Origin of the sequence: Enterobacter cloacae complex sp. GYL001 (assembly GCF_049237125.1) — a bacterium.
Classification (GTDB): Bacteria; Pseudomonadota; Gammaproteobacteria; order Enterobacterales; family Enterobacteriaceae; genus Enterobacter; species Enterobacter hormaechei_C.
This window is the reverse complement of record NZ_JBMKGW010000012.1, coordinates 1-26,132: the sequence shown is the minus strand read 5'-3', so window position 1 is coordinate 26,132 and position 26,132 is coordinate 1. Positions and strand designations below refer to the sequence as shown.

At 54.4% G+C, this 26,132-nt stretch carries 25 protein-coding genes; 8 read left to right on the top strand and 17 right to left on the bottom strand.

Annotation, left to right across the window (positions count from 1 at the left end; translation table 11 throughout):
- Positions 1-47 precede the first annotated feature (47 nt).
- The 13 genes from ACOTWU_RS18695 to asnC all read right to left on the bottom strand — a co-directional run bounded on the left by ACOTWU_RS18695 (position 48) and on the right by asnC (position 11,540).
- Positions 48-467, bottom strand: coding sequence for a F0F1 ATP synthase subunit epsilon (locus tag ACOTWU_RS18695; RefSeq protein ID WP_006177560.1), 420 nt, complete (start codon positions 465-467; stop codon positions 48-50).
- A gap of 20 nt (positions 468-487) precedes the next feature.
- Positions 488-1,870 (bottom strand): F0F1 ATP synthase subunit beta, encoded by a 1,383-nt coding sequence (gene atpD, locus ACOTWU_RS18690; RefSeq protein WP_015570150.1) that lies wholly within the window; start codon positions 1,868-1,870, stop codon positions 488-490.
- 31 nt (positions 1,871-1,901) lie between these two features.
- Positions 1,902-2,765 carry a F0F1 ATP synthase subunit gamma gene (gene atpG / locus ACOTWU_RS18685; RefSeq protein ID WP_003862364.1) on the bottom strand — a complete coding sequence of 288 codons (864 nt, stop codon included), beginning with the start codon at positions 2,763-2,765 and terminating at the stop codon, positions 1,902-1,904.
- Positions 2,766-2,816: 51 nt separating this feature from the next.
- Positions 2,817-4,358, bottom strand: a complete 1,542-nt coding sequence (atpA, locus tag ACOTWU_RS18680) for a F0F1 ATP synthase subunit alpha (RefSeq protein ID WP_003862367.1) — start codon at positions 4,356-4,358, stop codon at positions 2,817-2,819.
- 12 nt (positions 4,359-4,370) lie between these two features.
- Positions 4,371-4,904 carry a F0F1 ATP synthase subunit delta gene (gene atpH / locus ACOTWU_RS18675; protein WP_015570151.1) on the bottom strand — a complete coding sequence of 178 codons (534 nt, stop codon included), beginning with the start codon at positions 4,902-4,904 and terminating at the stop codon, positions 4,371-4,373.
- A 14-nt stretch (positions 4,905-4,918) separates the two neighbouring features.
- Positions 4,919-5,389: a F0F1 ATP synthase subunit B gene (atpF, locus tag ACOTWU_RS18670; RefSeq protein ID WP_003862370.1), complete on the bottom strand. Its 471-nt coding sequence runs from the start codon at positions 5,387-5,389 to the stop codon at positions 4,919-4,921.
- Positions 5,390-5,437: 48 nt separating this feature from the next.
- On the bottom strand, positions 5,438-5,677 hold the full coding sequence (gene atpE, locus ACOTWU_RS18665) for a F0F1 ATP synthase subunit C (protein ID WP_000429386.1): 240 nt from the start codon (positions 5,675-5,677) through the stop codon (positions 5,438-5,440).
- Between the two features lie 49 nt (positions 5,678-5,726).
- A complete protein-coding gene (gene atpB / locus ACOTWU_RS18660; protein WP_003862373.1) occupies positions 5,727-6,542 on the bottom strand; it encodes a F0F1 ATP synthase subunit A in 816 nt (271 codons plus the stop codon).
- A gap of 8 nt (positions 6,543-6,550) precedes the next feature.
- Positions 6,551-6,931, bottom strand: coding sequence for a F0F1 ATP synthase subunit I (atpI, locus tag ACOTWU_RS18655; protein WP_003862375.1), 381 nt, complete (start codon positions 6,929-6,931; stop codon positions 6,551-6,553).
- A gap of 615 nt (positions 6,932-7,546) precedes the next feature.
- Positions 7,547-8,170 carry a 16S rRNA (guanine(527)-N(7))-methyltransferase RsmG gene (rsmG, locus tag ACOTWU_RS18650; RefSeq protein ID WP_017694037.1) on the bottom strand — a complete coding sequence of 208 codons (624 nt, stop codon included), beginning with the start codon at positions 8,168-8,170 and terminating at the stop codon, positions 7,547-7,549.
- 107 nt (positions 8,171-8,277) lie between these two features.
- Positions 8,278-10,167, bottom strand: coding sequence for a tRNA uridine-5-carboxymethylaminomethyl(34) synthesis enzyme MnmG (gene mnmG, locus ACOTWU_RS18645; protein WP_032668933.1), 1,890 nt, complete (start codon positions 10,165-10,167; stop codon positions 8,278-8,280).
- 374 nt (positions 10,168-10,541) lie between these two features.
- The gene (gene mioC, locus ACOTWU_RS18640; RefSeq protein WP_003862381.1) at positions 10,542-10,991 is read right to left on the bottom strand and encodes an FMN-binding protein MioC; all 450 of its coding nucleotides are present in this window, start codon (positions 10,989-10,991) and stop codon (positions 10,542-10,544) included.
- Positions 10,992-11,081: 90 nt separating this feature from the next.
- On the bottom strand, positions 11,082-11,540 hold the full coding sequence (gene asnC, locus ACOTWU_RS18635) for a transcriptional regulator AsnC (protein ID WP_003862383.1): 459 nt from the start codon (positions 11,538-11,540) through the stop codon (positions 11,082-11,084).
- A gap of 151 nt (positions 11,541-11,691) precedes the next feature.
- Here asnC and asnA point away from each other — a divergent pair, with 151 nt between their 5' ends.
- Entirely contained in the window at positions 11,692-12,684 is a 993-nt protein-coding gene (gene asnA / locus ACOTWU_RS18630) for an aspartate--ammonia ligase (protein ID WP_003862385.1), read from the top strand.
- On the opposite strand, the gene viaA is transcribed toward asnA, so the two are convergent.
- Both viaA and ravA read right to left on the bottom strand, forming a co-directional pair.
- Positions 12,685-14,136, bottom strand: coding sequence for an ATPase RavA stimulator ViaA (gene viaA / locus ACOTWU_RS18625; protein WP_126498962.1), 1,452 nt, complete (start codon positions 14,134-14,136; stop codon positions 12,685-12,687).
- Positions 14,130-15,626 (bottom strand): ATPase RavA, encoded by a 1,497-nt coding sequence (gene ravA / locus ACOTWU_RS18620; protein ID WP_003862389.1) that lies wholly within the window; start codon positions 15,624-15,626, stop codon positions 14,130-14,132. Before ravA ends, viaA begins: the two co-directional genes overlap by 7 nt.
- A gap of 222 nt (positions 15,627-15,848) precedes the next feature.
- Here ravA and kup point away from each other — a divergent pair, with 222 nt between their 5' ends.
- From kup to rbsR, 7 genes are all read left to right on the top strand, one after another.
- The gene (gene kup / locus ACOTWU_RS18615; protein WP_006808744.1) at positions 15,849-17,717 is read left to right on the top strand and encodes a low affinity potassium transporter Kup; all 1,869 of its coding nucleotides are present in this window, start codon (positions 15,849-15,851) and stop codon (positions 17,715-17,717) included.
- 214 nt (positions 17,718-17,931) lie between these two features.
- Positions 17,932-18,351 carry a D-ribose pyranase gene (rbsD, locus tag ACOTWU_RS18610; protein WP_032662094.1) on the top strand — a complete coding sequence of 140 codons (420 nt, stop codon included), beginning with the start codon at positions 17,932-17,934 and terminating at the stop codon, positions 18,349-18,351.
- Positions 18,352-18,358: 7 nt separating this feature from the next.
- Positions 18,359-19,864, top strand: coding sequence for a ribose ABC transporter ATP-binding protein RbsA (gene rbsA, locus ACOTWU_RS18605; protein ID WP_040118256.1), 1,506 nt, complete (start codon positions 18,359-18,361; stop codon positions 19,862-19,864).
- A gap of 4 nt (positions 19,865-19,868) precedes the next feature.
- Positions 19,869-20,834, top strand: coding sequence for a ribose ABC transporter permease (gene rbsC, locus ACOTWU_RS18600; protein WP_003862395.1), 966 nt, complete (start codon positions 19,869-19,871; stop codon positions 20,832-20,834).
- 27 nt (positions 20,835-20,861) lie between these two features.
- A complete protein-coding gene (rbsB, locus tag ACOTWU_RS18595) occupies positions 20,862-21,752 on the top strand; it encodes a ribose ABC transporter substrate-binding protein RbsB (RefSeq protein ID WP_003862397.1) in 891 nt (296 codons plus the stop codon).
- Positions 21,753-21,860: 108 nt separating this feature from the next.
- Positions 21,861-22,790 carry a ribokinase gene (gene rbsK, locus ACOTWU_RS18590; protein WP_040118255.1) on the top strand — a complete coding sequence of 310 codons (930 nt, stop codon included), beginning with the start codon at positions 21,861-21,863 and terminating at the stop codon, positions 22,788-22,790.
- Positions 22,791-22,793: 3 nt separating this feature from the next.
- Entirely contained in the window at positions 22,794-23,786 is a 993-nt protein-coding gene (gene rbsR / locus ACOTWU_RS18585) for a ribose operon transcriptional repressor RbsR (protein WP_003862402.1), read from the top strand.
- Here the strand turns inward: rbsR and mdtD are convergent.
- Together mdtD and ACOTWU_RS18575 are read right to left on the bottom strand one after the other, a co-directional pair.
- A complete protein-coding gene (gene mdtD / locus ACOTWU_RS18580) occupies positions 23,752-25,185 on the bottom strand; it encodes a multidrug transporter subunit MdtD (RefSeq protein WP_040118254.1) in 1,434 nt (477 codons plus the stop codon). The genes rbsR and mdtD overlap by 35 nt on opposite strands.
- On the bottom strand, positions 25,182-25,889 hold the full coding sequence (locus tag ACOTWU_RS18575; RefSeq protein WP_003862405.1) for a FadR/GntR family transcriptional regulator: 708 nt from the start codon (positions 25,887-25,889) through the stop codon (positions 25,182-25,184). The genes mdtD and ACOTWU_RS18575 overlap by 4 nt, the downstream gene beginning before the upstream one ends.
- Positions 25,890-26,132 lie beyond the last annotated feature (243 nt).

Here is a 26,132-nt window from a genome sequence, read left to right as displayed (position 1 = left end):
AAGCCAGCCTGGGATCCAGACTGGCTTTTGTGCTTTTCAAGCCGGTGTTACATCGCTTTTTTGGTCAACTCGATAACGCGCAGTTTCGCGATCGCTTTGGCCAGCTCCGCAGACGCCTGAGCGTAATCCACGTCACCATGAGAGCTGCTAATGTGCTCTTCAGCCTTACGCTTCGATTCCAGGGCTCGCGCTTCGTCGAGATCCTGGCCACGAATAGCGGTATCGGCCAGAACGGTCACACTGCCTGGCTGCACTTCAAGAATGCCGCCGGACAGATAGATAAACTCTTCATGACCGAACTGTTTAACGATGCGGATCATACCAGGCTTAATGGCGGTGAGCAGCGGTGCGTGACCCGGGAAAATACCCAGTTCACCTTCACTACCCGTTACCTGGATTTTCTCGACCAGACCAGAGAACATTTGTTGCTCTGCGCTGACGACGTCCAGGTGGTAAGTCATTGCCATATCACCCTCCGATTAAGGCGTTAAAGTTTTTTGGCTTTTTCCACGGCTTCTTCGATGGAACCAACCATGTAGAACGCCTGCTCTGGCAGGTGATCGTATTCGCCTTCCATGATGCCTTTAAAGCCACGGATGGTGTCTTTCAGGGAAACGTATTTACCCGGAGCACCGGTGAATACTTCCGCAACGAAGAACGGCTGGGAGAGGAAGCGCTGGATCTTACGCGCACGTGCTACCACCAGTTTGTCTTCTTCAGACAGTTCATCCATACCCAGGATGGCGATGATGTCTTTCAGTTCCTGATAACGTTGCAGCAGGGACTGTACGCCACGCGCGGTGTCGTAGTGCTCCTGGCCAACAACCAGTGGATCCAGCTGACGGCTGGTGGAGTCCAGCGGGTCAACGGCCGGGTAGATACCCAGAGACGCGATCTGACGGCTCAGTACCACGGTTGCATCTAAGTGAGCAAAGGTGGTGGCTGGGGATGGGTCAGTCAAGTCATCCGCAGGTACGTATACCGCCTGAACGGAGGTGATAGAACCAGTTTTGGTAGAGGTGATACGTTCCTGAAGAACACCCATCTCTTCCGCAAGCGTAGGCTGATAACCTACCGCTGAAGGCATACGACCCAGCAGTGCAGATACTTCAGTACCGGCCAGGGTGTAACGGTAGATGTTATCAACGAACAGCAGAACGTCACGACCTTCGTCACGGAACTTCTCAGCCATGGTCAGGCCGGTCAGCGCAACGCGCAGACGGTTTCCTGGTGGCTCGTTCATCTGGCCGTAAACCAGGGATACTTTATCCAGAACGTTGGAGTCGGTCATTTCGTGGTAGAAGTCGTTACCCTCACGAGTACGTTCACCCACGCCCGCAAACACGGAGTAACCGGAGTGCTCGATCGCGATGTTACGGATCAGCTCCATCATGTTTACGGTTTTACCTACACCCGCACCACCGAACAGACCGACTTTACCGCCCTTCGCGAACGGACACATCAGGTCGATAACTTTAATGCCGGTTTCCAGCAGTTCCTGAGAGCTGGACAGCTCTTCGTAGGAAGGTGCCGCGCGGTGGATAGCCCAACGCTCTTCTTCACCGATGTCGCCTTTCATGTCGATTGGCTGACCCAATACGTTCATGATACGACCCAGTGTTGCTTTACCTACCGGGACTTCGATCGGGTGCTCAAGGTCTTTTACTTCCAGACCACGACGCAGACCGTCGGAAGAACCCATGGCGATGGTACGCACGATACCGCCGCCGAGCTGCTGCTGAACTTCCAGCACCAGGCTCTCGTTACCATTCTGTACCTCAAGCGCGTCGTACACGCGTGGTACGGCGTCCTGAGGGAACTCGACGTCCACCACGGCGCCGATTACCTGGACAATCTTTCCAGTAGCCATCTTGAATCCTCTACGTAATTCGTAAACCTGGTTAAACCGCGGCGGCCCCCGAGACGATCTCGGTGAGTTCCTGAGTAATGCTGGCCTGACGAGCTTTGTTGTAAACCAACTGCAGCTCTTTAATCAGGCTGCCGCCATTATCGGTCGCGGCTTTCATCGCCACCATTCGTGCGGCCTGCTCGCTGGCCAGGTTTTCTACAACGCCCTGATAAACCTGAGATTCAACGTAACGACGCAGCAGGGTATCCAGCAGCGGTTTCGGATCGGGTTCATACAGGTAATCCCAGGCTTTCTGTTTCAGCTCGTCATCTTCTGATGCCGGTAACGGCAGCATCTGAGTGAGCGTAGGCACCTGAGACATGGTGTTAATAAATTTGTTGCTGACAACGTACAGTCTGTCCAGACGGCCTTCATCGTAGGCCTGCAACATCACTTTAACCGGGCCGATCAGTTCGGACAGGGACGGGTTATCACCCATACCGGTCACCTGAGCGACAATGTTGCCGCCAACGGAGTTAAAGAAAGAGACGCCTTTAGAGCCAATCAGTGCCAGATCGCACTGAACGCCTTTATCGGACCAGCCTTTCATATCCGCCAGCAGTTTTTTGAACAGGTTAATGTTCAAGCCGCCACACAGACCACGGTCAGTCGACACCACCAGGTAGCCCACGCGCTTAACGTCGCGTTCTTCCAGGTAAGGGTGCTTATATTCCAGATTACCGTTCGCAAGGTGACCAATCACTTTGCGCATGGTCTCTGCATAAGGACGGCTGGCCGCCATGCGATCCTGCGATTTACGCATTTTGGAAGCGGCGACCATCTCCATCGCTTTAGTGATCTTTTGCGTGTTCTGGACGCTTGCGATCTTACTACGTATCTCTTTTGCGCCGGCCATGAGCTTCTCCTCAATGCCAGACGGCTTGTCCTGAGACAAGCCGCCGGACGATTACCAGGATTGGGTTGCTTTGAAGGAATCGAGGATAGCTTTCAGCTTGCCTTCGATTTCGTCGTTATAGCCACCGGTCTGGTTGATCTCTTGCATCAGCGGAGCGTGATCACGGTCGACGTAAGCCAGCAGAGCGGCTTCGAAGCTACCGATTTTCGCCAGTTCCACATCTTCGAGGTAACCGCGTTCAGCCGCGAACAGTACCAGGCCCTGCTGAGCAACAGACATTGGCGCGTACTGTTTCTGCTTCAGCAGCTCGGTCACTTTCTGACCGTGGCTCAGCTGTTTACGGGTTGCTTCGTCCAGATCGGATGCGAACTGAGAGAACGCAGCCAGTTCACGATACTGTGCCAGCGCGGTACGGATACCACCGGACAGTTTCTTGATGATCTTGGTCTGAGCAGCACCACCCACACGGGATACGGAGATACCCGGGTTAACCGCCGGACGAATACCGGAGTTAAACAGGTTGGTTTCCAGGAAGATCTGACCATCGGTAATGGAGATTACGTTGGTCGGAACGAACGCAGAAACGTCACCCGCCTGGGTTTCAATGATCGGCAGAGCGGTCAGAGATCCTGTTTTACCCTTCACTTCACCTTTGGTGAAGTTCTCGACGTATTCCGCGTTAACGCGGGAAGCACGCTCCAGCAGACGAGAGTGGAGGTAGAATACGTCGCCCGGGAATGCTTCACGTCCTGGTGGACGACGGAGCAGCAGGGAAACCTGACGATAAGCAACGGCCTGTTTAGACAGGTCATCGTATACGATCAGCGCATCTTCACCGCGGTCACGGAAGTATTCGCCCATTGCGCAACCGGCGTATGGCGCCAGGTATTGCAGTGCAGCAGATTCAGACGCGGTTGCTACCACAACGATGGTGTTAGACAGTGCGCCGTGCTCTTCCAGTTTACGAACCACGTTGGAAATGGTGGACGCTTTCTGGCCGATAGCCACGTACACACATTTGATGCCGGAATCACGCTGGTTGATGATGGCGTCGATTGCCATCGCGGTTTTACCGGTCTGACGGTCACCGATGATCAGTTCACGCTGACCACGACCGATTGGGATCATGGCGTCAACGGACTTATAACCCGTCTGCACTGGCTGATCAACGGACTGACGGTCGATAACGCCTGGTGCGATAACTTCGATTGGGGAGAAGCCATCGTGCTCAACCGGACCTTTACCGTCGATTGGCGCACCCAGGGTGTTAACAACGCGCCCCAGCAGGCCACGGCCAACCGGTACTTCCAGAATACGGCCAGTACACTTAACCTTCATGCCTTCGGCAAGGTCAGCGTATGGACCCATCACAACGGCACCTACGGAGTCGCGCTCCAGGTTCAGTGCGATAGCGTAACGGTTACCCGGCAGGGAAATCATCTCACCCTGCATACAATCGGCCAGGCCGTGGATGCGGATAACACCGTCACTTACAGAAACAATAGTACCTTCGTTGTGAGCTTCACTCACAACATTGAACTGAGCAATGCGCTGCTTGATCAGTTCGCTGATTTCGGTGGAATTCAGTTGCATGCTCCAGTCCCCTTAAGACTGCAAGACGTCTGCAAGGCGCTCAAGACGGCCGCGTACGCTGCCATCAATGACCATATCACCCGAGCGGATGATTACGCCTGCCATTACAGACTTATCGATTTTGCAATTCAGCTTAACTTTGCGTGACAGACGTTTTTCCATCGCGGCGGTGATTTTCGCAAGCTGTTCGTTACTCAGTTCAGTCGCAGAAGTTACTTCAACTTCAGCGGTAGCTTCACTAAGGGCACGTAAGTGCTCAAACTGCTCGAGAACATCCGGGAGCACACGGAGACGACCATTTTCCGCCATCACCTTAATCAGGTTCTGGCCGTTGGCATCCAGTTGCTCTCCGCACACGGCGATAAACGACGCGGCGAGGGTTTCAGGCGCTAACGCACCAGAAAGCAACTCGGCCATTTGTTCGTTTTTCGTCACCTCAGCGGCAAACGCCAGCATATTCTGCCAGCGATCGACATTTTGGTGTTCGACAGCAAAGTCAAAAGCTGCTTTGGCGTAGGGGCGAGCTACCGTAACAAATTCAGACATCAGCCCCTCCCTCCTTACAGTTCAGCGACAAGTTTGTCCACGATGTCGCTGTTAGCAGCTTCATCCACGGAACGTTCGATGATCTTCTCGGCGCCAGCAACAGCCAGAATCGCAACCTGCTTACGCAGTTCTTCACGAGCACGTTTACGCTCAGCTTCAATTTCAGCCTGAGCCTGTGTCACGATCTTAGTACGTTCCTGTTCTGCTTCAGCTTTGGCTTCGTCCAGGATCTGAGAACGGCGTTTGTTAGCCTGTTCAATGATTACCTGAGCTTCAGCTTTCGCTTTTTTCAGCTGGTCTGTCGCGTTGGCCTGTGCAAGGTCCAAATCTTTCTTAGCGCGTTCTGCGGAAGCCAGACCGTCAGCAATTTCTTTCTGACGTTTTTCAATGGCAGCCATTAAAGGCGGCCATACATACTTCATGCAGAACCAGACAAAGAGAATAAACGCGATGGCCTGGCCGAGGATTGTTGCGTTCATGTTCACAGCACAATACCTCTTAAATTTCTGTGGCTTAGGGTTTTAAAACAACTACTACGCGACAGCAAACATCACGTACAGACCCAGACCTACAGCGATCATTGGGATTGCATCCACCAGACCCATAACGATAAAGAACTGAGTACGCAGCAGAGGAATCAGATCAGGTTGACGCGCTGCGCCTTCCAGGAATTTGCCCCCGAGGATGCCGATACCGATCGCAGCACCGATAGCCGCCAGACCCATCATCACAGCGGCAGCCATGTACAGCAGATCCATATTCAGGTTTTCCATGACAGTCTCCAGTTTGTTTCAATTAAAACGTAGTAGTGTTGGTAAAAAATCAGTGCTCTTCAGACGCCATCGACAGATAGACGATCGTCAGAACCATGAAGATAAAGGCTTGCAGCGTAATGATCAGGATGTGGAAAATGGCCCATGGCACATTCAGAATCCACTGTGACCACCACGGCAGAAGACCCGCGATCAGAATGAAAATCAGCTCACCCGCATACATGTTGCCGAACAGTCGCAGACCCAGTGAAACAGGTTTGGACAGCAGGCTAACGCCTTCCAGGATCAGGTTGACCGGAATAAACGCCCAGTGGTTGAACGGCTGCAAGGTAAGCTCTTTCACAAAGCCGCTTACGCCTTTCATTTTGATGCTGTAGAACAGAATGAGGATAAATACGCCCAGCGCCATCGACAGGGTGATGTTCACGTCGGCAGACGGAACCACGCGCAGTGCAGGCAGGCCGAGTACGTGCTCACCGATCCAAGGTAAGAAATCGATAGGCAGGAGGTCCATCAGGTTCATCAGGAAGACCCAAACGAACACGGTCAGGGCCAGCGGAGCAATCAGTTTGCTCTTACCATGGTACATGTCTTTCACGCTGCCATGGACGAAGCCGATGATCATCTCGATGAACGTCTGGAATTTCCCTGGAACACCGCTGGTCGCCTTTTTAGCAACGCTGCGGAACATGGCCAGGAATAGAAGACCCAAAACCACCGAGAAGAACATGGAGTCGATGTTGATCGTCCAGAAGGTGGCCGGGGGGTTATGTGGATCCACCAGCGAGAATGTACGCAGGTCCAGCTGAAGGTTATTCAGATGGTGACCTATGTAATCCTGCGGCGTCATATTTTCTGAAGCCATGATGCCTTTTACCCTTTGTTATTGATTACAGCTGGAGCCAGAACTTGTACCACCAGCACCAAAACCCACGTTGCTATCAGCGGCATGAATACCACTTTCAAAACCGCCAGCGCCATCACCAGTAGAGCAAAGGTCAGCAACACCTTACACACTTCGCCGAGAGCGAAGGACCAGGCCACGCGGCCTTTGGCGGGTGTATGCGCCTGATGACGCCAGGCAAAAATCATAAACAATACGTTTGGCAGAACCACCGCCAAACCTCCGCACGCGGCGGAGATGCCCCAGAAGGGGTCTTTGAGGCTAAACAGCAGTCCACTTGCTATCACAGCCAGAAACTGAATGAACAGAAGCTTACGAGCAACGTTTCTACTCAAGAGCGACACAGACATCACGTTTTTACTCCTGCTCCCTTCGAGGTATGCCGCGTGTCGTATAAAACGTCCTTTAAGGCTCAGAGTCAAGCATCAAAAAGCGGTCAAATTATACGGTGCGTACCCGTGATTTCAAACATTAAGTAGCGAAAAGGTGAATAAATGTTTAAATATTTTTCCCCAGTCCTATTTTTCAACTTTTGACCTAAGTGCCGACCTTCAGGCAAAACTGCAAACAGCGCGGAAACGTTGGTGATAAAGCGTGCACGAGATCACAAAATACACATTTGCGATAAAGTGGTATTTATCAAAGACGTAAAACGATTTATTTCATCTGTATGAAATTAAAGCAAAAAAATCGCAACTATTTTTAAAACAGAGCCGTATACAACAAAAACCTTTTATTGACATTCTTAATAAATATTTAACATTCCATTCTTGTTGCCTTTACCCACTTTTAGCAGGCTGATATTTTCATGGTTGATTATCCTCAGAGTGAACAACTCACTTCAGGTTAACCATAAGAAAACCCATGGTAACAACAAGGTTAAATTAACAACGGCCAAAACAGACGGGATGTGCTGCTTTTTAACACGATCAGAACAGCACAAATTCCACATTTTTTATTAATTTTTAAAAAGTGTTTGGCTTAATTATCACCAGATGACGCTCACCTTCGAGCTGAGGGATCTGAAGTTTCTCAATGGATTCGACAGCAAAACCGTCCGGAAGCTGCTCGATTTCGTCCCCCGGAAGTTGCCCTTTCAGCGCATAAAAACGCCCCTTCTCCGCCGGCAGGTGTTTGCACCAGCTCACCATGTCATTGAGTGACGCAAATGCGCGGCTGATAACGCCGTCAAACGGTGGCTCAGCCGGGAACTCCTCTACCCTGCTCTGCACGGGCGTGATGTTTTCCAGCTTCAGCTCATGCTGGACCTGGCGTAAAAAGCGTACGCGCTTACCCAGGCTGTCCAGCAGCGTGAATTGACTCTCCGGTCGAACAATAGACAACGGAACGCCCGGCAAGCCCGGGCCGGTGCCCACGTCGATAAAACGTTCCCCGTTCAGATATGGCGCCACGACGATGCTATCGAGAATATGACGAATCAGCATCTCGTTGGGATCGCGTACGGAGGTGAGGTTGTACGCTTTATTCCATTTGTTCAGCATATCGACATAGGCCACCAGCTGATTTTTCTGGTGATCGGTGAGCGAAATACCTGCCTGTTCCAGCAGACGAGAGAGTTTATTGAGCACGGTGGATACCTGTTGAGAAACTTAAGTGGCGGGTGGCGCTTCGCTAACCCGCCCTACGGGTTCAGTAGGCCCGGTAAGCGCAGCGCCACCGGGCAATTTTCAGAGCATTACGCGCTGCGGCGCAGCATACCCTGCTTTTTCAGCCACACCAGCAGAATCGAAATCGCGGCAGGTGTGACGCCGGAGATACGTGAGGCCTGGCCAATCGACACAGGTTTGTGATCGTTCAGCTTAGCGATCACTTCGTTGGAAAGGCCCGTCACCTGACGATAGTCCAGCATTTCCGGCAGCAGCGTGTTTTCGTTGCGCTGCTGTTTTTCGATCTCATCCTGCTGACGCGCGATGTAGCCTTCGTATTTCACCTGGATCTCGACCTGTTCAGCCGCTTCCGCGTCTTCAAGGCCCGGCGCGAACGCGGTCAGTTTGACCAGATTCTCGTAAGTGACTTCAGGACGACGCAGCAGATCTTCCCCGCTGGCTTCGCGCGACAGCGGTGCTGTTAAGTGAGCGTTTACTTCGGCAGCGGTTTCCGCCTGCGGATTCACCCAGGTGGTTTTCAGGCGCTGACGTTCCTGTTCGATACGCTCCAGCTTCTCGTTGAAGCGCGCCCAGCGTTCGTCATCCACCAGACCCAATTCACGGCCCACCTCAGTCAGACGCAGATCGGCATTGTCTTCGCGCAGCATCAGGCGATATTCCGCACGAGAAGTAAACATGCGGTACGGTTCTTTGGTCCCCAGCGTGCAGAGATCGTCGACCAGAACGCCCAGGTAAGCCTGAGAACGCGCCGGTGCCCAGCCCTCTTTCTCGGCAGAGAAGCGAGCGGCGTTCAGACCGGCCAGCAGACCTTGCGCTGCGGCTTCTTCGTAGCCGGTAGTACCGTTAATCTGGCCCGCGAAGAACAGACCCTGGATGAATTTGCTTTCCAGGGTTGGCTTCAGGTCACGCGGATCGAAGAAATCGTACTCAATAGCGTAGCCAGGGCGAACGATTCTTGCGTTCTCCATGCCCTGCATTGAGCGAACAATTTGCATCTGTACATCGAACGGCAGGCTGGTGGAGATGCCGTTCGGGTAAATTTCATTTGAGGTCAGCCCTTCCGGCTCCAGGAAGATCTGGTGCTGGTTACGATCGGCAAAGCGCATCACCTTGTCTTCGATCGACGGGCAGTAGCGCGGGCCGATCCCTTCGATCACGCCAGCATACATTGGGCTGCGATCGAGGTTATTGCGGATCACGTCATGGGTTTTTTCATTGGTGTGCGTGATGTAGCACGGCACCTGCTGCGGATGTTGCGCCGCATTGCCCATGAACGAGAACACCGGCATCGGGTTATCGCCGTGCTGCTGTGCCAGCACGCTGAAATCAATGGTGCGCGCATCAATACGCGGCGGCGTACCGGTTTTCAGGCGGCTTACGCGCAGCGGCAGCTCACGCAGACGACGAGATAACGGAATCGACGGTGGATCGCCAGCACGGCCACCGCTGTAGTTGTCCAGACCAATATGGATTTTACCGTCCAGGAATGTCCCGACCGTCAGCACCACCGCTTTTGCGCGGAACTTGAGACCCATCTGGGTCACAGCGCCAACAACACGATCGTTCTCCACGATAAGATCTTCTACCGCCTGCTGGAAGATCATCAGGTTCGGTTGGTTTTCCAGCGCGGTGCGCACAGCCTGACGGTAAAGCACGCGGTCTGCCTGTGCACGGGTGGCGCGAACAGCCGGACCTTTACTCGCGTTTAGTATCCTAAACTGAATGCCCGCATGATCGATCGCTTTCGCCATCAGGCCGCCAAGTGCATCCACTTCTTTTACCAGGTGTCCTTTCCCAATGCCGCCAATCGCCGGATTACAGGACATTTGTCCCAGCGTGTCGATATTGTGTGTCAAAAGCAGGGTCTGCTGACCCATTCGCGCTGCGGCCATTGCGGCCTCAGTGCCTGCGTGACCCCCGCCAATGATGATGACGTCAAAAGGATCCTGATAAAACATGGTGGTCTGCCTCGCGTAAAGCGGTATGAAAATGGATTGAAGCCCGGGCCGTGGATTCTACTCAACTTTAGTCTTTCGAGAAAGCATTGGGATCCTGGGCTATTAAAAAGAAGATCTTTTTATTTAGAGATCTGTTCTATTGTGATCTCTTATTAGGATCGCAGACCTCTGTGGATAAGTCCGATCCCATAAATAAGATCATGCAGTTAGGAAGGATCGTTTGCTGTGAATGATCGGTGATCCTGGACCGTATAAGCTGGGATCAGATCGCCACTTTATACACAGGTCAAAAACTAAACCAACGTTGTTCTTTGGATAACTACGGCTTAATACGAGCTTTTAACCAGAGTTATCCACATCTGATCGCACGATCTTTAATCGTTTTTGAGTAAATTTTTCCATTCCGCGAGCCAGATCTCGGCTGGATCTTCGGGAATATCATGATCGAGGATGTTGATCTTTAGCGTTTCACCCAGCTGTTTTGCTCCGCAGGCGGTCACCGCAGCTTCTACTTTCTCTATGGCGCCACAGAAAGTGTCATATTCACGGCTGCCGATCCCCACAGCGCCAAACCGGACGTTTGACAGATCGGGCTGTTGTTCCAGCAGTTCGTCATATAAAGGTTGCAGGTTATCCGGCAGATCGCCCGCGCCGTGCGTGGAGGTGATCAGCAGCCAGACCCCGTCAGTCGGGAGATCTTCCAGCAGCGGTCCGTGCAGCGTTTGTGTAGAAAAGCCCGCATCTTCCAGCTTCTCAGCCAGATGTTCCGCTACATATTCCGCACCGCCCAGGGTGCTGCCGCTGATAAGAGTAATGTCCGCCATTGATCGCTCGCTCAGATAAAGAGGCGGCCATTGTACGCTGTGAACGAGCTGGGATCTACCTGTGGAAAATGTGGGAATGAAATTGCCCGATCACGGGCGGATAGTACGCATGATCGGGTTTTGCAGGGAGATCAGGGTTTCAGTGGACTGAATTTCATCGATTGTTTGGATCTTGTTGATAAGTACCTGCTGGAGGGCGTCAATGGATCGGCACATCACCTTTATAAAGATGCTGTAGTGCCCGGTGGTGTAGTACGCCTCGGTGACTTCATCCAGCGCGTTCAGTTTCTCCAGCGCGGAGGGGTAATCTTTGGCGCTTTTCAGAATAATGCCAATGAAGCAGCAGACGTCGTAGCCAAGTTGCTTCGGGCTGACATCAATGCGTGCGCCGGTGATGATCCCGGCCTGCTTCATTTTCTCGACGCGAACGTGAATGGTCCCCGGGCTGACGCCAAATTGTTTCGCCAGTTCGGCATACGCGGTGCGTGCGTTGGCCATTAGCGCTTCCAGAATGCCGCGGTCCAGATTGTCGATCTGATAATTTTCCATAGGTTTTTCTTATGAAGATTAATGATTCCCTCTATTCTAGCGTCTTATTTTAACGAATCAAAAGTGAAGGCGGCTTTTTGTTGATGGGTTATTGAATTAAGCGCCTGTTCTGTTGCTTAATCAGTATCAACAGGACGCAGGAGTATAAATAATGAAAACCGCTTACATCGCAAAACAACGCCAGATCAGTTTCGTAAAATCCCATTTTTCCCGCCAGCTGGAAGAGAAGCTTGGCCTTATTGAAGTTCAGGCGCCGATTCTGAGCCGCGTGGGTGACGGGACGCAGGATAACTTGTCTGGTTGCGAAAAAGCGGTACAGGTAAAAGTGAAAACACTGCCAGACGCCCAGTTCGAAGTGGTTCATTCCCTGGCGAAGTGGAAGCGTCAAACCCTGGGACAACACGACTTCAGCGCGGGCGAAGGGCTTTACACGCACATGAAAGCCCTTCGCCCCGATGAAGACCGCCTTTCCCCGATTCACTCTGTCTACGTTGACCAGTGGGACTGGGAGCGCGTAATGGGAGATGGCGAGCGTCACGTCGGTACGCTGAAATCCACTGTTGAGGCGATCTACGCCGGGATCAAAGCAACCGAAGCGGCCGTGAGCAAAGAGTTTGGTCTGGCACCGTTCCTGCCGGAAACGATCCACTTTGTTCATAGTCAGGAATTGCTGAGCCGTTTCCCGGATCTGGATGCCAAAGGCCGTGAACGCGCGATCGCCAAAGAGCTGGGCGCGGTATTCCTTATCGGCATTGGCGGGAAATTGTCTGATGGTAAACGTCACGACGTCCGTGCGCCGGATTACGATGACTGGAGCACCGTGGGCGAAAGCGAATATGCCGGTCTGAACGGCGATATTCTGGTCTGGAACCCGGTTCTGGAAGATGCGTTTGAACTCTCTTCGATGGGGATCCGCGTGGATGCTGAAGCACTGAAGCGTCAGCTGGCCGTGACCGGTGATGAAGATCGTCTGCAACTGGAGTGGCACCAGGCACTGCTGCGCGGTGAAATGCCGCAGACCATCGGCGGTGGTATTGGCCAGTCTCGTCTGACCATGCTGCTGCTGCAACTCTCTCACATTGGTCAGGTACAGTGTGGGGTCTGGCCGCAGCAGGTACGTGAGAGCGTCGGTTCTCTTCTTTAATTAACGTCGCCAGCGTCTGAGCAGGCGGCTACGCAACCCGGTATCAAAGCGCCAGATGTGATCGAAGATGCGCATGATGCCGGGTTTTCCATGTGCAGACATCGCCACGGCATGGAAACGGTGCTGGTGCACGCGCTGCATCTCCTTCACTTTATTCACGACGTCGTCCGGCAGCCGCTGGGCGATAAAATCGGAAATCACCACCGCATCCGCGTCGTACCAGTCACCGCCCTGCATGCGCTCAATGATGCTGCGAAAACAGCTGGCCAGATCGGTGCCGCCGCGAAAGCGCTGGCTTAAAAAGCGGATCGCCTGCTCCAGCCCCTGTGGGCTGGTCAGTTCATACCCAACAACTTCGCTGGAAAAGAGCATGATGTAGCAGCGACGACGATCGGCAAGCGCCACGCGCATCAGAGCCAGGCAGAACGCTTTTGCACACTGTTCATTAAAGCCCCCCATCGATCCAGACGTATCGACGCAAACAATGAATGGGCCGCGCGGTTGCTCATCAAAATCCTGGTGTACCACCGGACGCTGGCTGATCTTCTCGCGCCAGGCTTCGCCATGCAGTCGATAGGTAATGAGCTGTTTTTCCACCAGCCGACGATAAAACTCATACTCCAGTTCGGTCATGCCCAGCGTGCTGAGTTCCGTAGGCAGCAGGCGCAGGATGTCATCGCTTTGCTGTAGCCCGTCCACCTGCTCCGGTACGGTGGAGGGTTCACGTACCAGCGTACGGAAGGTTTCCATCGGCGCATCTTTCTTTGGGACCGACCGGGCCTCCCGGGAACGGCCGAGCTGTTCTGCGAGCTTCATCAGCTCCGGCTGTTGTGCCAGAAAGTCGCCGTACTTCACGATCAGCTGATAATCGCCCCGCTTTGACTGGCCGGCACTCATATCCCAGAGTCGACCGGCGGCGTTTTCATTCTCCACCAGCACCTGTTCTAACTGGCCGCTCAGGGTCATTCGCTCCTGGACTTCACTGAGCAACTGTTCGCGCTCTTCGTCCAGCAACTGCTGATTAAGGGCCGTGGCCTGGACCACAAGGCTCAGACGCCAGCGCTGTAAAAACAGCGTATGCAGGGCGGGAGTAAAGCTGGGGTTGTCAGTGACCAGCGCTCTGGCCTGGCTGGCAAACGGGGAGTGAACGTTATCAAGCAGCGTCAGGGTTTGCTGTAGCTGGGCAATAAACTGCGGTGTTGAAAGCCGCTGGCACTGCTGGTAACCAGCCACTTCCTCTGTCAGTTCCGGCGGGACTTCCGTCTCCTTAAACCGCTGTCGCAGGTTATCGCGCCAGCGGGGCAGATCGTCCGTCATTGCTTTTCGGAGCTTCGGGAATTTTTCAAAGAAGGCCGCCAGCTGCGGTGAAGCGAGCAGGGTAATGACGACCTCTTCGATCAACCCTTCCTCGCTAACCGCCAGCATGACGTTAAGCGTGTCCAGCGTTAGCATTGACGCGCCTGTTTGATCTGCGCGCTGACATCCTGCAAGCTGGCTTCAATGCGACCTAACCAGTCGCTATGGATAAAGAGGCATTTCTGCTGCTCGCTGAAGCGCGTGTGCTGCTGATGCCATTCGTTATCCAGCGCGTCGAGCTGCTGTTTGATCTCCTCCGGAACAGTATCGGAGGCCGTGCCCGGCAGCGCCAGGCGCGATCCCTGAAGGCTGACGTCGCGGATCACAAGGTGCTGGCTGCTGTCGACTTCCATCGACAGCGGCTGTGCAAAGCCGATACCGTTGAGTTTACCGCGGATCTCACCGCCTTTATCCAGCCACTGAACCAGCGCAACGCGTTCGATCGTCACGTGCACAACCTGCATATCATGAAGCTTCAGCGGTTGCTGAAGAAGAAGCGTGAGCGAGGCGTCAGTCAGCCCGGCGGGCAGTTCATAGTGCGGTTTACGGGCAAACATCCCGCCAAGACGATTCACCTTCAGCGCGGTTTTGTCACTTTGCTGCTGCTGGAGCTGAAGGCGACGTTGGGCAATCGCGCCCAGTTGATTAAGCATGGATTGTTGACCCCACGCGTGTCCGGTCATCAAAACGTCCAGCTGCTGTTGCATCAGATTCATCCCTTCTGCGTCGTGCCACAGGCAGTCTTTCAGCAGGATCAGATCGATTGGGGCGACAGCATCGCGGCCGCTAAACAGCGCGCTTGCCTGGAGCAGGCGAATGGCTTTTTTCCAGCGACGATCGGAGACGTACGGCGCGGAGGGCAGCAAATCAAGCTGCTGGCGCAGCATAAAGATCAGCTCAAAAACGGGATCGGGCAGTTTTATCTTGCCGATCTCCTCCTGCCACTGGTGGTATTCCTCGTCCGTGACCTGCAATGACGCTGCCACCGGGTTTTCGTTTTCATCCTGCTGGCTTACCAGCATGGAACGGAAGTTTGATTTATCCTGGACTTTATCCAGCCACAGGCGGATCAGCATACGGTCATACAGCGCTTCCAGGCTGCTGTCGGCTTCGGGCAATTCGTTAGACGCGGCCACCAGCAGGCGCATGGGGATCTTCTCTTCGCTGGCGCCGTTGCGGAAGCGGCGTTCGTTAATTGCCGTCAACAGGGTATTCAGTATGGCCGGGCCGGCTTTCCAGATCTCATCAAGAAAGACGATTTCCGCTTCCGGAAGATAGCCCGCCGTCAGACGTTCATAGCGTCCCTCATCTTTTAACGCCTGAATGGAGAGTGGGCCGAAAACTTCTTCCGGCGTGGAGAAGCGCGTCATCAAATACTCGAATGCGCGCGCGTTCTGGAAAGCGAATTTGAGGCGGCGTGCGATCAGACTTTTGGCAATGCCCGGCGGGCCCAGCAGAAATACGCTTTCCCCACTCAGCGCCGCCAGTAAACAGAGGCGAATGGCGTGGCTACGCTCGTAAAGGCCTTTCTCCAGCGCACTGCTGAGGCGGGAAATTCTTTCTGCTAATAAATGTGAGTGAGCCATAATAGTTTTGCATCCTTTCGCCGTCGTGGCGGCTAATTGAAGCGAGTATAGACGTTTCGGTCTGGCCTGGTAATAGGCTGAAGTGCGGCGCTATTTTCTTTGCGCTACATTAATGCGGCTGCATTTAGGGGTACGATTTTGCATTGAATCGTGCATACTGTGCGCTTTTTGTGGGCCAAGGGACTAAGCACACATTTGTTATTCAAACGAAAAGACTAGTCTATGAGCACTGATAATAAGCAATCATTACCCGCTGTAACGCTTGCGGCGATCGGGGTTGTCTACGGTGATATCGGCACCAGCCCGCTTTATACGCTTCGTGAATGTCTGTCCGGTCAGTTTGGTTTTGGTGTAGAGCGTGACGCCGTATTTGGTTTCCTCTCGCTCATCTTCTGGCTGCTGATCCTGGTGGTCTCCCTTAAGTATCTCTCTTTCGTAATGCGGGCTGATAACGCGGGCGAGGGCGGTATTCTGACCCTGATGTCCCTTGCCGGGCGCAATACGTCCGCAAGAATGACCTCCGTGCTGGTCATCATCGGCCTGATTGGCGGCAGCTTCTTCTATGGAGAAGTCGTGATTACGCCGGCGATTTCTGTAATGTCGGCCATAGAGGGGCTGGAGATTGTCGCGCCACAGCTTGATACGTGGGTGGTGCCACTCGCTATTATCGTGCTGACGTTGCTGTTTGCCATACAAAAACACGGTACCGGGCTGGTGGGTAAGCTGTTCGCGCCTATTATGCTGGCCTGGTTCCTGATCCTGGCGGCGCTGGGCTTACGCAGTATTATCGCCAACCCGGATGTCCTGCACGCGCTGAACCCAATGTGGGCGGTGCATTTCTTCCTTGAATATAAAGTGGTGTCGTTTGTGGCGCTGGGCGCGGTGGTGCTGTCCATTACCGGTGTTGAAGCGCTGTATGCGGATATGGGCCACTTCGGGAAACTCCCTATTCGCGTCGCCTGGTTTAGCGTGGTCTTGCCTTCACTGGTGCTGAATTACTTCGGTCAGGGCGCGCTGCTGCTTGCACACCCTGAAGCGATTAAAAACCCGTTCTTCCTGCTGGCGCCGGACTGGGCGCTGGTTCCGATGCTGATCCTGGCGACGCTGGCGACGGTCATTGCCTCTCAGGCTGTCATTTCCGGCGTATTCTCCCTGACGCGTCAGGCCGTGCGTTTGGGTTATCTCTCCCCAATGCGCATTATCCATACCTCGGAGATGGAGTCTGGCCAGATCTACATTCCCTTCGTCAACTGGCTGCTCTATTTCGCGGTGGTGATTGTTATCGTCAGCTTTGAGCACTCCAGTAATCTGGCGGCGGCGTACGGTATCGCGGTAACCGGAACGATGGTGTTGACCTCTATTCTCTCCACCACCGTGGCGTACCGTAACTGGCACTGGAATAAGTTCCTCGTGGGACTGATCCTGGTTGGCTTCCTCTGCATCGACGTGCCGCTGTTCTCTGCGAACCTCGACAAGATTGTCTCCGGTGGCTGGCTGCCGCTGACGCTGGGTCTGGTGATGTTTATTGTGATGACGACATGGAAGAGCGAACGTTTCCGCCTGCTGCGTCGTATGCACGAGCACGGTAACTCTCTGGAGGCGATGATCGCCTCGCTGGAGAAATCCCCACCGGTGCGCGTGCCGGGCACAGCGGTGTATATGTCTCGCGCGCTGAACGTGATCCCGTTTGCGCTGATGCATAACCTCAAGCACAACAAAGTGCTGCACGAGCGCGTGATCCTGCTGACGCTGCGTACCGAAGATGCGCCGTACGTTCACAACGTGCGTCGCGTACAGATTGAACAGCTGTCGCCAACCTTCTGGCGCGTGGTGGCAAGCTACGGCTGGCGCGAAACGCCGAACGTGGAAGAGGTGTTCCACCGCTGCGGTCTGGAAGGCCTGAGTTGCCGCATGATGGAGACGTCGTTCTTTATGTCCCATGAGTCGCTGATCATCGGCAAGCGCCCATGGTATCTGCGCCTGCGCGGCAAGCTGTATCTCATTCTGCAACGTAACGCCCTGCGTGCGCCTGACCAGTTTGAGATCCCGCCTAACCGCGTGATTGAGCTGGGGACGCAGGTCGAGATTTAACCCTTCTGAATATGCCGGGTGGCACTGCGCTTACCCGGCCTACCAGACCCGTAGGCCCGCGCAAGCGTAGCGCCGCCGGGCAATTTTCCTCTGTTGCATTTCACTTAGCGAAACGTTTCGACGTTGATCACAAATCCGTTACGTCATGATGGTTTTCTGAACACTTCTGCGGCTACACTGTTTTTAGCGAAACGTTTCGCTAGTGGAGCAAAAAATGAAGAAAGGCACAGTACTCAACTCAGAAATCTCATCGGTGATTTCCCGTCTTGGGCATACCGATACGCTGGTGGTTTGCGATGCAGGCTTACCGGTTCCGCGCAGCACAACCCGTATCGATATGGCGTTAACGCAGGGCGTACCCTCGTTCATGCAGGTACTGGACGTGGTCACCGCGGAGATGCAGGTTGAGGCGGCCATTCTCGCGGCGGAAATCAAACAACATAATCCGCAACTCCACGAAACGTTGCTCAGCCATATTGAGCAACTGCAACAGCACCAGGGAAACACCATAGAAATTCGTTACACAACGCACGAGCAGTTCAAACAACAAACCGCAGACAGTCAGGCGGTGATTCGCAGCGGGGAGTGTTCCCCGTATGCGAATATCATTCTCTGTGCTGGCGTCACCTTCTGAGGCCATCATGGACGCATTACTGCAACTCAAAGGGATCGATAAGTCGTTCCCGGGCGTAAAAGCCCTCTCCGGCGCGGCGCTGAACGTCTATTCCGGGCGCGTCATGGCGCTGGTGGGCGAAAACGGCGCCGGCAAATCCACCATGATGAAAGTGCTGACCGGTATCTACCAACGCGATGCCGGTTCGCTGCTGTGGCTGGGTAAAGAGACCACCTTCAACGGCCCGAAATCCTCTCAGGAAGCGGGCATCGGCATCATCCACCAGGAGCTGAACCTGATCCCGCAGCTCACCATTGCGGAGAACATCTTCCTCGGCCGTGAGTTCGTGAACCGGTTTGGAAAAATCGACTGGAAAACCATGTATGCCGAAGCGGACAAACTGCTGGCGAAGCTGAATCTGCGCTTTAAGAGCGACCGACTGGTGGGCGACCTTTCCATCGGCGATCAGCAGATGGTGGAAATTGCGAAGGTGCTGAGCTTCGAGTCGAAGGTCATCATTATGGATGAACCGACCGACGCCCTGACCGATACCGAAACCGAATCCCTGTTCCGCGTGATCCGTGAGCTGAAATCGCAGGGCCGCGGCATTGTCTATATCTCTCACCGCATGAAAGAGATCTTCGAGATCTGCGACGACGTCACCGTGTTTCGCGACGGGCAGTTTATTGCCGAGCGCGAAGTAGCAACCCTGACCGAAGATTCGCTGATCGAAATGATGGTGGGACGTAAGCTCGAAGATCAGTATCCGCATCTGGATAAAGCGCCGGGAGAGATCCGCCTGAAGGTGGATAACCTCTGCGGGCCGGGCGTGAATGACGTCTCCTTTACCCTGCGCAAGGGCGAGATCCTTGGCGTTGCGGGCCTGATGGGTGCGGGGCGTACCGAACTGATGAAAGTGCTCTATGGCGCACTGCCGCGCACCAGCGGCTACGTTACCCTTGACGGCCATGAGGTGGTCACCCGCTCGCCGCAGGATGGCCTGGCAAACGGCATTGTCTATATTTCCGAAGACCGTAAGCGCGACGGCTTAGTGCTGGGCATGTCGGTGAAAGAGAACATGTCCCTGACGGCGCTAGGCTATTTCAGCCGCAGCGGCGGCAGCCTGAAACACAAAGATGAGCAGCAGGCGGTCAGCGATTTTATCCGTCTCTTTAACGTTAAAACCCCATCGATGGAGCAGGCGATTGGCCTGTTGTCCGGCGGGAATCAGCAGAAAGTGGCGATTGCCCGCGGGCTGATGACGCGCCCAAAAGTGTTGATCCTTGATGAACCTACCCGCGGCGTGGACGTGGGCGCGAAGAAAGAGATCTATCAGCTGATTAACCAGTTCAAGGCCGACGGTCTGAGCATCATTCTGGTCTCTTCCGAGATGCCAGAGGTATTAGGCATGAGCGATCGCATTATCGTCATGCATGAAGGGCATCTCGGCGGTGAATTCACTCGCGAGCAGGCCACCCAGGAAGTTCTGATGGCTGCCGCTGTGGGCAAGCTTAATCGCGTGAATCAGGAGTAAGAAGATGACTACCCAGGCTGTTTCTGGTCGCCGCTATTTCACAAAGGCATGGCTGATGGAACAAAAATCGCTGATTGCCCTGCTGGTGCTGATCGCGATTGTCTCGACCATGAGCCCGAACTTTTTTACCGTCAATAACCTGTTCAACATTCTTCAGCAGACCTCCGTCAACGCCATTATGGCGGTGGGGATGACGCTGGTGATTTTGACCTCGGGTATCGATCTGTCCGTCGGTTCCCTGCTGGCCCTCACCGGCGCGATCGCCGCGTCGATTGTTGGTATTGAGGTCAACGCGCTGGTGGCCGTTGCCGCTGCGCTGGCGGCAGGTGCGGCAATTGGCGCCGTAACCGGCGTGATTGTGGCGAAAGGTCGCGTTCAGGCGTTCATCGCCACGCTGGTGATGATGCTGCTGCTGCGCGGTGTGACCATGGTGTACACCAACGGTAGCCCGATTAATACCGGTTTTACCGATAACGCCGATCTGTTTGGCTGGTTCGGTATCGGTCGCCCGCTGGGTGTCCCGACCCCGGTCTGGATCATGGCTATCGTCTTCCTGGCGGCATGGTACATGCTGCACCATACCCGTCTGGGTCGTTATATTTATGCGCTGGGCGGTAACGAAGCGGCAACGCGCCTGTCCGGTATCAGCGTTAATAAAGTCAAAATTATCGTTTACTCCCTGTGCGGCCTGCTGGCGTCGCTGGCGGGCATCATCGAAGTGGCGCGCCTCTCTTCCGCACAGCCAACGGCGGGTACCGGCTATGAGCTAGATGCCATCGCGGCAGTGGTTCTGGGCGGTACGAGTCTTGCGGGCGGTAAAGGTCGCATTGTTGGGACATTGATCGGCGCACTGATCCTCGGTTTCCTGAATAATGGTTTGAATTTGTTAGGTGTTTCCTCCTATTACCAGATGATCGTTAAGGCAGTGGTGATTTTGCTGGCGGTACTGGTAGACAACAAAAAACAGTAACTGACGACACTACAGGACATCTTAGATATGAACATGAAAAAACTGGCTACCCTGGTTTCTGCTGTCGCGCTGAGCGCAACCGTAAGTGCTAACGCCATGGCGAAAGATACCATCGCGCTGGTTGTCTCTACCCTGAACAACCCGTTCTTCGTCTCTCTGAAGGATGGCGCGCAGAAAGAAGCCGATAAACTGGGCTACAACCTGGTGGTGCTGGATTCTCAGAACAACCCGGCGAAAGAGCTGGCTAACGTTCAGGACTTAACCGTTCGTGGCACCAAAATTCTGCTGATCAACCCAACCGATTCCGACGCGGTCGGTAACGCCGTGAAGATGGCAAACCAGGCGAAAATCCCGGTCATCACCCTGGACCGTCAGGCAACGAAAGGGGATGTGGTCAGCCACATTGCGTCTGATAACGTCCTGGGCGGTAAAATCGCCGGCGACTACATCGCGAAGAAAGCAGGTGAAGGCGCGAAAGTGATCGAGTTGCAGGGGATCGCCGGGACTTCCGCGGCCCGTGAACGTGGTGAAGGTTTCCAGCAGGCTGTAGCGGCGCACAAATTCAACGTGCTGGCGAGCCAGCCGGCAGACTTCGACCGTACAAAGGGCCTGAACGTCATGCAGAACCTGCTGACCGCGCATCCTGATGTGCAGGCGGTATTCGCACAGAACGACGAAATGGCGCTGGGCGCGCTGCGTGCGCTCCAGACTGCGGGTAAATCAGATGTGATGGTTGTCGGATTTGACGGCACGCCGGATGGTGAAAAAGCAGTAAATGATGGCAAACTGGCTGCGACCATCGCTCAGCTGCCTGAGCAGATTGGCGCGACTGGCGTGCAAACTGCCGATAAAGTGCTGAAGGGCGAAAAAGTTCAGGCCAAATATCCTGTTGACCTGAAACTGGTCATTAAGCAGTAAAGGCGATTCAGGCAGTCGCTGGCTGCCTGAGGGACACCAAATAAAAGAAAAGTGTGGCATACGCCACCGGGTAAGACCGGTGGCGCTCTCAGATGGACACCTCAATACATGAAAACCGCAGGCAACCTCGTCGTCCTTGGCAGTATCAATGCCGATCACATTCTTAACCTTGAAACGTTCCCCGCTCCGGGCGAAACCGTCACTGGCAATCAGTATCAGGTGGCGTTCGGCGGTAAGGGCGCAAACCAGGCGGTTGCCGCCGGACGCAGCGGGGCGAATATCGCGTTTATCGCCTGTACGGGTGATGACGATACCGGCGAGCGCGTACGCAAACAGCTGGCAAGCGACAACATCGACATTGCACCCGTCAGCGTGGTTGCAGGGGAATCTACCGGCGTGGCGCTGATTTTCGTCAATGCGGAAGGTGAGAATGTCATCGGTATTCATGCAGGGGCTAATGCCGCGTTAACGACTGAACGCGTCGAAGCGCAGCGTGGAATCATCGCCGGAGCGGAAGCCCTGCTGATGCAGCTGGAGTCACCGGTTGAAAGCGTGCTGGCCGCCGCGAAAATTGCGCATGAAAATCATACGTCTGTCGTACTTAACCCTGCGCCTGCCCGTGTATTATCAGATGAGCTGCTGGCGCTGGTGGATATCATCACCCCGAACGAAACCGAAGCGGAAAAGCTGACGGGTATCCGTGTCGAAAATGATGACGATGCCGCGCGTGCCGCGCTTGCACTGCATGAAAAAGGCATCGGCACCGTAATCATCACCCTCGGCAGCCGTGGGGTGTGGGCTAGCGTCAATGGCGAAGGCCGTCGCGTACCGGGCTTTAAGGTCAAAGCCATTGATACCATCGCCGCAGGAGACACCTTCAACGGTGCACTGGTAACGGCGCTGCTGGAAGGAAAAGCAATGGATGACGCGATCCGCTTCGCGCATGCCGCCGCTGCGATTGCGGTGACGCGTAAAGGCGCTCAGCCTTCTGTTCCATGGCGTAAAGAGATTGATGAATTCTTAAGTCAGCAGGGGTAACGCTTGGCCACAATGAAAGATGTCGCCCGTATGGCGGGCGTTTCTACCTCGACTGTCTCCCACGTAATCAATAACGATCGCTTCGTCAGCGAGGCGATTCGGGAGAAAGTTGACGCTGCAATTAAAGAACTCAACTATGCGCCGTCTGCGCTGGCCCGCAGCCTGAAGCTCAACCAGACGCGCACCATCGGCATGCTGATCACGGCCAGTACCAACCCTTTTTATTCTGAACTGGTGCGCGGCGTGGAGCGCAGCTGCTTCGAGCGCGGCTACAGCCTGGTGCTGTGCAATACCGAAGGCGATGAGCAGCGCATGAACCGTAACCTGGAAACGCTGATGCAAAAACGCGTCGACGGGCTGCTGCTGCTCTGTACCGAAACGCATCAACCTTCGAAAGAGATCATCCAGCGTTACCCTTCTATTCCCACGGTGATGATGGACTGGGCGCCGTTCGACGGCACCAGCGATCTGATCCAGGATAACTCGCTGCTGGGCGGCGATATGGCGACTCAGCATCTGATCGATAAAGGTCATACCCGCATTGCCTGTATTACCGGCCCGCTGGATAAAACCCCGGCGCGCCTGCGTCTGGAAGGCTATCTTTCGGCCATGGAACGGGCGGGGCTTGCCATTCCTGATGGCTATCGCATCACCGGCGATTTCGAATTTAACGGTGGATTTGAAGCAATGCAGAAACTGCTGGCGCAAGAGCCGCGTCCGCAGGCGGTGTTTATCGGTAACGATGCGATGGCATTCGGAGCTTATCAGGCGCTGTATCAGGCGGGATTACGTGTTCCGGACGACATGGCGATCGTCGGTTACGATGATATCGAACTGGCGCGCTACATGACGCCCCCACTGACCACCATCCATCAGCCGAAGGATGAACTGGGCGAGCTGGCCATCGATGTGTTGATCCACCGCATGGCCCAGCCCACGCTGCAACAGCAACGTTTGCAGCTTACTCCTGTTCTGATGGAACGCGGTTCGGTTTAGCCTTCTCTTTGTGACGCTCTTTAATCAGGTTCCGGCCGTCTTTTGGTTTTAACAATATAAAGACCACCGCCGATACCACGGTAAGCGCGCCCATAGTGATAAAGGTATAGTGGAACTGCTCAACGGTATTTGTACCGTCAAACCCTTCATAAAACCGCAGTACCGCCGCGCTCACGGCAACCCCGAGGCTGATCGACAGCTGTTGAGTGACCGCCAGTACGCTGTTGCCGCTGCTGGCATTCTCGTCGGTGAGGTCCGCAAGGGTGATGGTGTTCATCGACGTAAACTGCGTCGACATGGCCATACCCAGCACAAACAGCGGCAGGATCAGCATCCAGATTGGTAACGCCGCAGATTGCAGGGAGAACTGCGCAATCATCAATCCGATAAAGATCGTCACGCCAACCAGCGTCTTACGATAGCCAAACCAGCGCAGCACCTGCGTGACCGTCGATTTTGCCAGAATCGAGCCCATCGCCGTGGGCGCCATCATGCAGCCAGCAATCAGGGCCGGATAGCCGAAACCGACCTGGAGCATCAGCGGCATCAGGAACGGTACGCAGCCCGTGCCCAGACGCGAGGCAATATTGCCCGCGATCCCGACGGAGAACGTTCGGGTGTTAAACAGAGATAAAGAGATAAGCGGTGTCGGATGGCGACGCGCATGACGTATATATAGAAGGAACAGCAGAATACCGCTGAGGATGACGGCCATCGCCAGCCACGTCGCTACGATTTTCTCGCCAAACAGCTCCATCCCGCTGGAGAACAGGACCAGGCTCAGGCCAAACAGGAAGAAACCACCCATATCGAAGCTGCGTCTTGGCGTGGTGAAGTTCGGCATATATTTGCGGGCATAAATCAGCCCTGCCACACCAATCGGAATATTAATCAGGAAGATCCAGTGCCAGCTAGCCCAGGTCACCAGTACGCCGCCGAGAACCGGGCCAAGTATCGGGCCGACCAGCCCCGGCATAGTCACAAAGTTGAGCACCGGGAGCAGTTCGCTGCGCGGATAGGCGCGTAATAAAGCCAGACGCGCGACGGGCATCATCATCGCGCCGCCTATCCCCTGTAGAACGCGGAAGATAACCAGTTCCGTCAGAGAGGTGGAGAGGGCGCAAGCCAGAGAACCGAGCGTGAACAGCGTCACCGCCAGCATGAACACTTTGCGTGTGCCAAAACGATCGGCCAGCCAGCCGCTGACCGGAATAAGCATCGCCACTGTCAGGGTGTAGCTGATGATGGCGGATTGCATCGCCAGCGGGGAGCGGTTAAGGCTTTGGGCTATGGCGGGAAGGGCGGTATTGAGGATAGTGGCATCCAGTGCCTGCATAAAGAACGCCATGGCTGCAATCCACGGCAGTCCGGCCATACTGCGTGCTTTTTTCTCTGTCATTTATTTACCTGCTGGTGGGTTGGCGCGGCCAGCAACGCCTGGCACGCACTCAGGGCTCGCTGCCCGTCGCTCTCCTGAATGGCATCGACTATCGCCTGATGCAGATCCAGCTTCACCACCTCATCCTGCGTGATAGAGGTAAAGTAAGTGTGGTACACAGAATGGAATAAAGAAGCAAAGGAGGTCAGGAAAGGATTTCCGCTCATATTATAGATATGTTCATGCCAGGCCATATCGACCGCTATCCAGCGCTCGCGGTTAAAGTGCTTTTTCAGATCCACCATCTCTTCCATCAAAGTATTGAGCTGCGCTTTTTGCTCGGCTGTGCCGAGCGTGGCGGCAAGCAGGCAGGCCTGAGGCTCAAGACTGCTGCGCATGACCAGAAAGTGATCGACGACCTGATTAAAGTTATCTTCGGTCATCCACCAGGTGAGTAACTCCTGATCGAGAAAGTTCCAGTTTCCCTGAGGCATAACGCGGGTGCCAATGCGCGGGCGTGGAAGCACCATCCCTTTCGCCGTTAATGTTTTTACCGCTTCGCGAACGGCGGTACGGCTAACGCCAAACTGATCTCCCAGCTCCATCTCGCTTGGCAGGATGCTACCTGGAGCATATTTACCCGCTAAGATCAGTTGCGCCAGTTTCTCTGCCAGCACATAGGACAGGTTTTTTTGAGCTGCCAGCTGTTGTGCGCTTAATGGCATCGCTTTTATTCCTTAAATATTGATGCGGTTAATTATGCCATCTCAGGTGTGATTGTGGTTGCAGATACATCAAATAGAACAATTTGTAGCTTGAACTCATCGCTTTTGGTGAAAAAAAACACGGTCAGAAACTTTTTTTAAATTTCCTCTTGTCACTTCAGAAGAACTCCCTATAATGCGCCTCCACTGACACGGAACAACGGCACGCAAGCCGCCGGGTCAGCAGAGAAAAGCAAAACAAAC